The 10016-nt window shown below is 45.8% G+C and carries 11 protein-coding genes, 1 tRNA gene and 1 riboswitch; of the genes, 3 read left to right on the plus strand and 9 right to left on the minus strand.

Annotated features, from left to right (window positions below; genetic code table 11):
- Positions 1–104: 104 nt before the first annotated feature.
- Complete coding sequence (gene nrtS / locus QMA41_RS16815) at positions 105–314, minus strand: nitrate/nitrite transporter NrtS (protein WP_006963009.1); 210 nt, start codon at positions 312–314, stop codon at positions 105–107.
- Between the two features lie 85 nt (positions 315–399).
- On the opposite strand from nrtS, the gene QMA41_RS16820 reads away from it, so the two are divergent.
- Positions 400–1353 (plus strand): GGDEF domain-containing protein, encoded by a 954-nt coding sequence (locus QMA41_RS16820; protein ID WP_281630214.1) that lies wholly within the window; start codon positions 400–402, stop codon positions 1351–1353.
- A 41-nt stretch (positions 1354–1394) separates the two neighbouring features.
- Here the strand turns inward: QMA41_RS16820 and moaE are convergent, their stop codons facing one another.
- The 5 genes from moaE to moaA form a co-directional block, all read right to left on the minus strand.
- Entirely contained in the window at positions 1395–1850 is a 456-nt protein-coding gene (gene moaE / locus QMA41_RS16825; RefSeq protein ID WP_281630215.1) for a molybdopterin synthase catalytic subunit MoaE, read from the minus strand.
- On the minus strand, positions 1850–2095 hold the full coding sequence (gene moaD, locus QMA41_RS16830; RefSeq protein WP_281630216.1) for a molybdopterin synthase sulfur carrier subunit: 246 nt from the start codon (positions 2093–2095) through the stop codon (positions 1850–1852). Before moaD ends, moaE begins: the two co-directional genes overlap by 1 nt.
- Positions 2092–2571: a cyclic pyranopterin monophosphate synthase MoaC gene (moaC, locus tag QMA41_RS16835; protein WP_006963013.1), complete on the minus strand. Its 480-nt coding sequence runs from the start codon at positions 2569–2571 to the stop codon at positions 2092–2094. Before moaC ends, moaD begins: the two co-directional genes overlap by 4 nt.
- Positions 2572–2583: 12 nt before the next feature.
- Positions 2584–3096, minus strand: a complete 513-nt coding sequence (gene moaB, locus QMA41_RS16840; RefSeq protein ID WP_006963014.1) for a molybdenum cofactor biosynthesis protein B — start codon at positions 3094–3096, stop codon at positions 2584–2586.
- A gap of 89 nt (positions 3097–3185) precedes the next feature.
- Entirely contained in the window at positions 3186–4175 is a 990-nt protein-coding gene (moaA, locus tag QMA41_RS16845; RefSeq protein WP_171346949.1) for a GTP 3',8-cyclase MoaA, read from the minus strand.
- A riboswitch (molybdenum cofactor riboswitch) is annotated at positions 4164–4301 on the minus strand. It overlaps the preceding gene by 12 nt.
- Before the next feature lie 179 nt (positions 4302–4480).
- Between moaA and QMA41_RS16850 the strand changes: the two genes are divergently transcribed.
- A complete protein-coding gene (locus QMA41_RS16850; RefSeq protein ID WP_281630217.1) occupies positions 4481–5368 on the plus strand; it encodes a YvcK family protein in 888 nt (295 codons plus the stop codon).
- Here the strand turns inward: QMA41_RS16850 and luxU are convergent.
- The 3 genes from luxU to uvrB form a co-directional block, all read right to left on the minus strand.
- Complete coding sequence (gene luxU / locus QMA41_RS16855) at positions 5354–5698, minus strand: quorum-sensing phosphorelay protein LuxU (protein WP_029236080.1); 345 nt, start codon at positions 5696–5698, stop codon at positions 5354–5356. The two genes, QMA41_RS16850 and luxU, sit on opposite strands and share 15 nt — an antisense overlap.
- Before the next feature lie 3 nt (positions 5699–5701).
- Positions 5702–7096, minus strand: a complete 1395-nt coding sequence (luxO, locus tag QMA41_RS16860; protein ID WP_019275536.1) for a quorum-sensing sigma-54 dependent transcriptional regulator LuxO — start codon at positions 7094–7096, stop codon at positions 5702–5704.
- 263 nt (positions 7097–7359) lie between these two features.
- On the minus strand, positions 7360–9390 hold the full coding sequence (gene uvrB, locus QMA41_RS16865; RefSeq protein WP_281630218.1) for an excinuclease ABC subunit UvrB: 2031 nt from the start codon (positions 9388–9390) through the stop codon (positions 7360–7362).
- 551 nt (positions 9391–9941) lie between these two features.
- On the opposite strand from uvrB, the gene QMA41_RS16870 reads away from it, so the two are divergent.
- A tRNA-Asn gene (locus QMA41_RS16870) sits at positions 9942–10014 on the plus strand.
- Positions 10015–10016 lie beyond the last annotated feature (2 nt).

Here is a 10016-nt window from a genome sequence, read left to right on the forward strand (position 1 = left end):
TTAACGAGCAAGTCACGCTTGCCATATTGTAATTGTTGTCTAATTTCTTGATTTTACTAAATTGAAAACAACAATTTTTCCAATAGGCGTTACCTATCACAAAACTACTCGCCGGGACAGTTAGCCTGAGCGTCACGTGCCGCCAACCAGCTACTGAATAGTGAGACGCAAAATGGCACACAGTAGGTCAAAGACGCTTTGGCCCAATTAACAGAACCTTCTCCCAGAATTGCATCATACTGATTGATCAAATTGAGTAAGGTGCCCACCACCGCCGCAATGATCAGCGCTCTTTTCGTCATTTGCACATTCATCTTATTGAGCCTTATGTTTGTATAAGTACTGTGTTCTCTGAATAAACTATAGTTAGAAGACAGAAAGCAGTTAAGGATGAGGCTCGTGAATTCGACATTTTCAGCGGCAATCGCCAGAAACCCAGACCTCATGCATGCTGTTTTTGAATCACTGCCTGAGCCTACCTTTCTGATCAATAAATCCGGTATCTATGTTGAGGCTTGGGGTGGCACAGACACCAAACGCCATCACAACCCAGCATCACTAATCGGGCTCAATCAATATCAGGTGCTACCTGCAGACAAAGCAGTGTGGTTCAGTCAAGTGATTGTTGATGTCATCGATAATCAAAAACCCGCTGAGCTCAGCTACTCGCTTGATCCCAAAGACCTCACTTGCTTTGAAGGCATCCAGGGACCAGCGGAGATCCAATACTTTAGCGCTCTGGTAATCCCTTTACCCAATACGGAGTATGTGCTTTGGACCGTACGCAACATCTCTGAATATCAACGCGCTCTCAATAAACTGGCAGAGCAGCAAAGTGAGCTCGAGCGGCTGACCTTAATTGAGCACTTGACCCAAGTTTATAACCGCTATGCCATGGATGCTTTATTACCGGATTCTATTGAGCTGGCAAGAGTAAAGGGCATGGGAGCAGCCGTGTTTATGATCGATATCGATTGCTTTAAAGAGTTCAATGATCACTATGGGCACATCAAAGGAGATGAAGCATTAAAAGCGGTCGGTAGTGCAATCAAACAGTGGGCGCACAACAACGATCTATGCTTTCGTTATGGTGGCGATGAGTTTCTGGTGTTTGTTCCCGGCATATCGGAACATACGTGTATTCAGCACGCACAAGACCTACTTGATGCGATCGCGCAACTTGCGCTGGAGCATAGGACATCACACGTTACCCAATACCTGACAATTACCGTTGGAATTCGTCATTGCGATCCAATCCCCGCAGATATGACCGCAGAAAAGTTTGTGGGAATTGCAGACAAAGCCTTGTTCTTTGCCAAAAAACACCAACGAGGCACCATCCACAAAATGTAAATCAAATACAAAACAGGCCCGTCATCAAGAGGGCCTGTTTTTTATGATTTCCAACGTTCGGCGGCTTTCGCATCCGACTCTCGGGATTCAACCCAGCGAGTCTCTTCCGTTGTGCGTTCCTTTTTCCAGAACGGTGCTTTGGTCTTTAGATAATCCATGATGAATTCGCACGCTTCAAACGCCGCACCGCGGTGCGCACTAGACACACCAACAAATACGATTTGATCACCAATATCCAAATCACCGACACGGTGAATAACGCGAACATCAAGCAAAGGCCAGCGCAGCTCGGCTTGCTGACAAATCTCGCCGAGTGCTTTTTCTGTCATCCCCGGATAATGCTCCAGAGAGAGCCCTGTAACATTGTCGCCAAGGTTCATGTCTCGTACTTTGCCAACAAATGTAACGACGGCGCCAGAGGCTGTGCACTGTGCGAGAGCTTCGTACTCAGCGCCAACAGAAAAGTCTTCGAACTGAACAGACACACGTTCCATCATCAACCTCCTGTCACAGGAGGGAAGAAAGCCACTTCATCGCCATCGTTCAAAGGATGCTCAAAAGGCACAATGGACTGGTTAACCGCTGCCAGTAATTTACCAGGCTCCAGCGCTAAGTCCCATTTACCTTCACGGGTAGCAAGGTCTGCGCGTAGTGCTTCAACGGTCTCAAAACGAGCTTCTAGTTCAAGTTCATTGGTATCAACCAATTCACGGGTTTGGGCAAAGAACAGTACTTTAATCATGCATCCACCTTAAAATGACCTGACTTGCCGCCGGTTTTCTCCAGCAGACGAACCTGACCAATAACCATGTCTTTCTGCACCGCTTTACACATGTCGTAGATGGTTAACGCCGCCACTGACGCCGCGGTTAGAGCTTCCATCTCAACCCCGGTCTTACCTGCAAGTTTGCACACAGACTCAATACGAACCATGTTTTCAGATTCAATCGCTTCCAACTGAACTTCGACTTTTGAAAGAAGAAGCGGATGGCAAAGCGGGATCAGATCCCAAGTTTTCTTCGCTGCCTGAATACCCGCAATACGAGCGGTCGCAAACACGTCCCCTTTATGATGTTGACCCGAAACAATCAACTGCAAGGTTTCCGGTGCCATATGAACGAAAGCTTCAGCTCGCGCTTCACGAACAGTGTCATTTTTTGCCGATACGTCGACCATATTGGCTTCACCGGAGGCATTAATGTGAGTGAACTGACTCATAGTGCTACCTGCTTATACAGAAAGGTGTGGCATGAAGTTACAAGGGCGATGGCTGGCATCCAACTGCTGCTTAATGATTTTTGTCCAGCCAGTACGACAAGCACCTGTCGAACCCGGCATTGCAAAAATGACAGTATGGTTCGCAAAGCCCGCAATCGCGCGTGATTGAATGGTCGATGTACCGATTTCTTCGTACGACACCTGACGGAACAGCTCACCAAAACCTTCTACTTCTTTGTCAAACAGAGGCTTAAGTGCTTCTGGTGTACTATCACGAGAGGTAAAGCCCGTACCACCGGTAATCATCACAGCTTGCACGCTTTCATCCGCAATCCACTGAGAAACGATCGCACGGATTTTGTACATATCGTCAATCACGATCTGCTTGTCCACAACGTTGTGACCCGCTTCTTTTGCGTTCTCAACCAGATACGCGCCAGAAGTATCATTCTCTTCTGTGCGTGTGTCAGAGACGGTTAGTACGGCAATGTTTGCTGGTTGAAATTTACTTTCTGCGTGACCCATTTGTTCACCTACCTATTTCGATTTGTTCAGATTGCGCCAAGCTGAGGCTTAGCCCAACATAATATGATTTGAGAATTGAGTATCAGTGTTCAGCCACCAATCGACGCCAGATGCGGCGTCATGCCCGCATTACCATCGTGGAGGAAGTGGCTCACTGATTTAGTCTGTAACTGCTCCTGAATACGCTGAATTAACGCATTTTCTTGCGAGTCTTGCTGTAGTAAATCACGCAGCTCAACACCATGTTCACCAAACAGACACAGGTGCAATTTGCCTTTGGCCGATACACGTAAGCGGTTACAGCTCTCACAAAAGTCTTTTTCGTAAGGCATAATCAGACCGATTTCACCTTGATAGTCAGGATGGATAAACACCTGAGCAGGTCCATCGTTGTTTGCACGCGCTTTAAGTAGCCAACCATTGGCAATCAGCTGATTACGAATCGCTACACCTGAAACATGATGATTGTGGAAGAGCTGATCCATCTCACCAGTTTGCATCAGTTCAATAAAACGCAGCTGAATTGGGCGGTCTTTGATCCAGTTTAGAAACGCTGGCAACTCATGAGAATTGAGGTCTTTCATCAATACCACGTTCACCTTGACCTGCTCATAGCCGACTTCAAAGGCTCGGTCGATACCAGCCATCACTTCGGTAAATTTGTTTTCACCAGTGATCTGATAAAACATGCGAGGATCGAGGCTATCAACGCTAACGTTAATATGTGTCAGTCCAGCCTGCTTCCAGTCAGCAACCTGCTTCTCCATTCGGTAGCCATTGGTGGTCGTTGCCACCTTATTGATACCTTCAGTTTCGGCCACAGTATGAATGATATCAGTGAAGTCTTTACGCAAGCTCGGTTCACCTCCTGTGATACGAACTTTCGACGTACCACAGTCAGCAAATGCTCTGACCACACGTTTTATCTCAGGAAGCGTTAAAAAAGACGAGTTTTTCTGTCCCGAAGGTTTATAACCATCAGGCAGACAATATGTGCATTTAAAGTTACAGACATCTGTAACGGAGAGACGCAAGTAATAAAACTTGCGTTGAAATCTATCTTCGAATTGTTGCGCCACGGAACACCTTTCCAAACACGGGAGGCGATAATCATTTCCAATTATGCCCTTGTGACAATTTGTCACTGGCTCAGCACGCTTATTCACTATGAACTTAGCCTGATGAGCTCGGAGTTATGGCAACTGCCTATTAAGACCAATACTTAACAACAGTAGCTGACGATAAAATACTTAATAATTGTGCGTGTTTCTACCCTCAAGATAAAAAAATCACACCCAGCGCCCAAAATACCCCGTATTGAGTACTTTGAGCGGTTCGATTATTCTAGATTGTAGATGAATATAATCAAATAAGAACAAAATTAATGACTCTGTACTGCACGAAAAAAGTGGTCGCCGTTGGTGGTGGCCACGGCCTTGGACGCATGCTGGCGGCTTTGAAAGACTTTGGTGAAAATGCGACAGGCATTGTTGCCACTACAGATAATGGCGGCTCAACTGGTAGGATACGTAATTGTCAGGGCGGTATCGCCTGGGGTGACACCCGCAACTGCATTAACCAGTTAATTACTGAACCCTCAATCAGTTCGATGATGTTTGAATATCGCTTCAAAGGGTCTGGCGAATTGGATGGTCACAACTTAGGTAACTTAATGCTGACTGGCCTCGATAACCTCTCAGTTCGACCTTTGGATGCCATTAACCTTATCCGCAACATGCTTAAAGTCGATGTGAATATCATCCCAATGACGGAGCACCCTGCTGACCTTAAAGCGCTTGCTCCTAACGGTCAGTGGGTAACAGGAGAAACCAGTGTCGATGAAATGCCTGAAAAACTGGTTCGTCTCGACTTGGAGCCTGAAGTTCCCGCAACCAGTGAGGGTGTATTTGCGATAGAACAAGCGGATGCGATCATTCTTGGCCCGGGCAGTTTTCTAACCAGTATTATGCCACCATTGCTGTTACCTGAAATTGGCCGAGCCATTGAGGACAACCAAAAAGCCCAGCTTGTCTTCGTCGAGAACCTCTCTCCAGAATACGGTCCTGCGGGTAAGATGACTCTGAAAGAGAAGTTGGAATGGTGCGAACGCGCCTGCCGCGGTCGAAAGATTGATGTGGTATTGGGCGAGGAACCTCACCCTGAGTTAAGTGATTGGAATTGCATAACAATTCCTCTCGCTTCACCGAATCGAGACTGGCGACACGACAGAAGCAAATTACAGTCTGCCGTTGAGTCGTTATTGTGCGAGTAACGCTTTATAGCGCTGTTGGGTTTCACTCAACAGCGCTACCATCTGTTGCTGCGTCGCTGAGATATCGAGCGTCTGACCTGATTTAGCTTTCGCGTCCACTTCCACCGCATACGCACATAGAGATTCAGCCCCAAAACTTGCAGCACTGCTTTTCAGAGCATGACTAATTTCTTTGAGATAAGCATCTTTATCCAGTCCTTCGTCGGTACTGAGCTTTTCGATGTACTGCGCTAGTTCCCCAAGAAAGATATCAAGCAAAATCGGTACATTATCAGCACCAATTTCACTTGCCAGTCGGTCTATTTTAGTTTGATTTAACACTTCCATGATCGATTACTGTGTTTCCTTCGTGTTCCAGTTTTGCAGCTTGCGATAAAGCGTTGATGGACTGACATCTAAATAGCCCGCGGCTTTAGGAATATTCCCTTCACAGGCCTGAATCGCTTGCTCAATAGCTTTCTTCTCTGTTAACCACAGAGGGAAAATGTCATGCACAGAAAAACTGTCTTTGTCCTGCAAGTCTACCCTGATCTGATTTTCGACTGGCTGATTCAATGGAGGCGGCAACATATCCATGGAGATGTTTTCACCGTTGTTAAGAACCACGACGTTTCTCAGTACGTTTTGCAATTGACGAACATTACCCGGCCACTCGTATTGAGCGAAGCGGCTTACGACTTCTGGTGCCAGTCGGACAAAGTCTTTTCCTTCCTCTTTAGACATAAAGCCTAGCAGAGAATAAGCAATTTCTATGACATCATCGCCACGCTCCCTCAAAGGAGGTAGGTGCAAAGGAATTACGTATAAACGATAATATAAGTCTTCACGGAAGCGACCTTCCTGCACCTCTTTCCAAGGGTCTCGGTTGGTTGCACAGACGAAACGCACGTCGACGCTTTTCATTTTCGAAGAGCCGACTTTCTGGAAGGTACCCGTCTGAATAAAACGTAGTAGCTTAGTTTGCAGATCCAGATCCATCTCACACAGTTCGTCAAGGAACAGCGTGCCTCCATCAGCCAACTCAGCCGCGCCTTGTCGATCAGTGGCAGCGCCGGTAAACGCGCCTTTCACATGACCAAACAATTCACTTTCAATCAGATCTTTTGGAATAGCCGCACAGTTGATCGCGATGAAGGGCTTGTCACCACGCTTACTTGCCGCATGAATGGCCTCTGCACACACCTCTTTACCCGTACCACTTTCACCAGTGATGAAAATACTGGCTTTACTGGATGCGGCGGAGTCGATGGTACGATACACAGCCTGCATAGTGTGGCTACTACCGATAAAGCCTTGATAATTCTGGTTACCCGGATTATCAGCTTCATTTTTCAACTTGGTCGCTTTGCGAATAGCGTTGTTAACCGTGACACGGAGTCGGTCCGCTTCACACGGCTTGATAAGGAAATCCTGAGCACCATGACGCATCGCTTCTACAGCGGTATCAATCGAGCCATGGGCCGTCATGAAGATCACTGGAACATCAGGCATTTTCTGTTTCACTGCATGCAAAACATCCATACCTGTCATGTCGGGAAGACGAAGGTCCAATAGGATTAAATCAGGAGTGCGAAAGTTGAGGCTTTCAATGGCATCGCGCCCGGTACCAACAATGTTGATATCGATACCCAGAGGGGTGAGATAAGAACGGTACAACGCCGCGACCGACGCAGTGTCTTCAACCATCAAAAGATATTTGGACTTTTGTGTTTGCGTATTATGTTGCATAACCTAGCCGAATTTTTCTTCGCAATTTGTATAAATGATTGCATTGCGCTTTGCATTTTGCAAATTTAATGCTTAAAAAACGAGAAACGCCCTAAAATTGGCGTAAAAAAATTGGCACGTTAAATGCTGTTATAACATTGACCCTTATGGGTCACCTAGCCAACTGACGTTGTTAGTGAACTTAGTATTCACAAATTACAGCCAATAGAATTTATTTCTACTGGCTATTTTTTTATCTGTCAGTCGGAGGCCATAACACGAAATCAGCTATTCACAATGAACTGCTGACGCAATTTTTCAATTTGATCTCGTTTCTCAGCCGCCGCTTCAAACTCCAGATCTTGAGCATGCTGATACATCTGTGCTTCCAACTTGCTAATCTCTTTTTCAAGCTGTTGTGGTGTCATCACATTGTAAGACTGGGACGGCTCTGCGACCTTGGACAACGGAACCTGCTTATTAGTTCGTTGTTTTTTGCTCTTAGCAATATCGCCAAGTTCCATAATATCTTTAATATTACGTTTTAGTGCCTGCGGCTCGATGCCCATCTTATCATTATAGGCTTGTTGTTTCTCTCTACGACGGTTGGTTTCTCCCATCGCCTTGTGCATAGATTTCGTTACACTATCGGCATAAAGAATAGCTTTACCGCTAATATTACGTGCCGCACGACCAATAGTCTGAATCAGCGAACGCTCGGAACGTAGGAAACCTTCTTTGTCAGCGTCCAGAATAGCGACCAACGACACTTCCGGCATATCCAAACCTTCTCGAAGCAAGTTGATCCCGACCAAAACGTCAAATTCACCCAGTCTCAGATCTCGAATAATTTCCACACGTTCAACCGTGTCGATATCAGAGTGGAGATAACGAACACGTACGTCATGTTCCGTCAGGTACTCTGTTAAATCTTCTGCCATACGTTTTGTTAGCGTGGTGACCAACACACGTTCGTCCTTAGCAGATCGAATACGGATTTCTGATAGCAGATCATCCACCTGAGTCGCCACTGGGCGAACTTCCAATTCAGGATCAAGCAGACCTGTTGGACGAACGACCTGATCAGCCACCTCGCCATCTGATTTCTCTAGTTCGTAGTTACCTGGCGTTGCGGATACAAAAATGGTTTGTGGTGCGAGAGATTCAAACTCTTCGAATTTGAGCGGCCGGTTATCCAAAGCAGAAGGCAAACGGAAGCCAAATTCCACCAGCGTTTCTTTACGTGAACGGTCACCTTTGAACATGGCGCCAATTTGCGGCACGGTTACGTGAGATTCGTCGATCACTAACAAACCATCATGGGGCAAGTAATCAAATAGGGTCGGTGGCGGCTCGCCTTCACTGCGACCACTGAGGTAGCGAGAATAGTTTTCGATACCAGAGCAGAAGCCAAGCTCTGTCATCATTTCAATATCAAATTGAGTCCGCTGAGAAATGCGCTGCTCTTCAAGTAACTTGTTGTTATCCAACAAATGCTTTTTGCGACTTTCCAGCTCAACCTTAATATTTTCAATCGCATCCAAGATCTTATCTCTTGGCGTAACATAGTGCGTTTTCGGATAGATGGTAAAACGAGGTAAATCGCGCTGCTTGACCACACCCGTCAGTGGGTCGAAGATACTGATACAGTCGACTTCATCATCAAACATTTCAATACGTACCGCATCTTGATCGGATTCCGCCGGGAAAACATCGATCACTTCACCACGAACACGGAACTGTCCTCGCTCAAATGCCACATCGTTGCGGCTGTATTGCAATTCAGCCAGACGGCGCAAAATATCTCGCTGATCCATTACATCCCCGCGGCGTACGTGCAACATCATTTGTAGATAAGACTGAGGATCACCCAGACCGTAAATTGCGGAAACAGACGCCACAATAATGGCATCTTTGCGTTCAAGTAAGGCTTTGGTCGCGGACAGGCGCATTTGTTCAATGTGGGCGTTTACAGAGGCATCTTTCTCTATAAATGTATCGGTCGTCGGTACGTAGGCTTCAGGCTGGTAATAGTCGTAGTAAGAGACGAAGTACTCGACAGCGTTATTAGGGAAAAATGATTTCATCTCACCATAAAGCTGTGCAGCCAGAGTTTTATTCGGTGCGAGTAGAATCGCAGGGCGCTGAGCCTGTGCTATCACATTGGCAAGGGTAAAAGTTTTACCTGAGCCAGTAACCCCCAGTAAAGTTTGATGAGCGAGACCTGAATCCAACCCTTCCAGTAACTGGTTAATCGCTGTTGGCTGGTCACCTGACGGTTGGTAATCCGAAACCAAATCAAAAACTTTGCTCATTTGCACCTCACCCGCACATGAAGAATAAATTCGGTCTATTTTGACTGTATAAATATACAGAAACAATAGCTAGAGAGAAAATAACTCTCTGTTTTAGAAATTTTGCACTGTTAGCGCTAGATCCCAATATTCAATCCTGCTATTATCTCTCGCCCTACTCGGGAACCATCTTAATAATCTCCCAAAATTCTCACACAGCTTATTCACATTTCTAGTTAAAATCTCAACTTGTCCACATTGATCAAAAAATCCTAAAAATCATAAGAACAGATCTAACCTTCACCTGATGCTTTAATATACAACAAGTTAGCTAATGATCTTTTATGATTATTTTTAGAGCTAAACACCTATTATTGCTCAGCTTATTCATTGCTCAAGATTCATCAACATAGTTATCCACAATTTTGGTGGATAAGTAAATCTAGCTTAGGCACATCAAGGGCTACAAAAAAGTAAAGCACTTTTTAGCAAAAAAATTTAGACCATTCAGGCGATTTTGAGGTTGACAGCGTTTCGTCTCACCGATAATATTCGCAGCGCTTAAACGCAATTCCCCCTTAGTTCAGTTGGTAGAACGGCGGACTGTTAATCCGTATGTCGCAGGTTCGAGTCCCGCAGGGGGAGCC

The organism is Vibrio sp. St2 (genome assembly GCF_947311885.1).
Lineage (GTDB): Bacteria > Pseudomonadota > Gammaproteobacteria > Enterobacterales > Vibrionaceae > Vibrio > Vibrio coralliilyticus.

Coding starts and splice junctions, on each gene's coding strand:
- moaE (WP_281630215.1), bottom strand. CDS start 1,850: ATGATGGAACGTGTGTCTGTTCAGTTCGAAGACTTTTCTGTTGGCGCT.
- moaD (WP_281630216.1), bottom strand. CDS start 2,095: ATGATTAAAGTACTGTTCTTTGCCCAAACCCGTGAATTGGTTGATACC.
- uvrB (WP_281630218.1), bottom strand. CDS start 9,390: ATGAGCAAAGTTTTTGATTTGGTTTCGGATTACCAACCGTCAGGTGAC.
- nrtS (WP_006963009.1), bottom strand. CDS start 314: ATGAATGTGCAAATGACGAAAAGAGCGCTGATCATTGCGGCGGTGGTG.
- luxO (WP_019275536.1), bottom strand. CDS start 7,096: ATGCAACATAATACGCAAACACAAAAGTCCAAATATCTTTTGATGGTT.
- moaB (WP_006963014.1), bottom strand. CDS start 3,096: ATGGGTCACGCAGAAAGTAAATTTCAACCAGCAAACATTGCCGTACTA.
- moaC (WP_006963013.1), bottom strand. CDS start 2,571: ATGAGTCAGTTCACTCACATTAATGCCTCCGGTGAAGCCAATATGGTC.
- QMA41_RS16850 (WP_281630217.1), top strand. CDS start 4,481: ATGACTCTGTACTGCACGAAAAAAGTGGTCGCCGTTGGTGGTGGCCAC.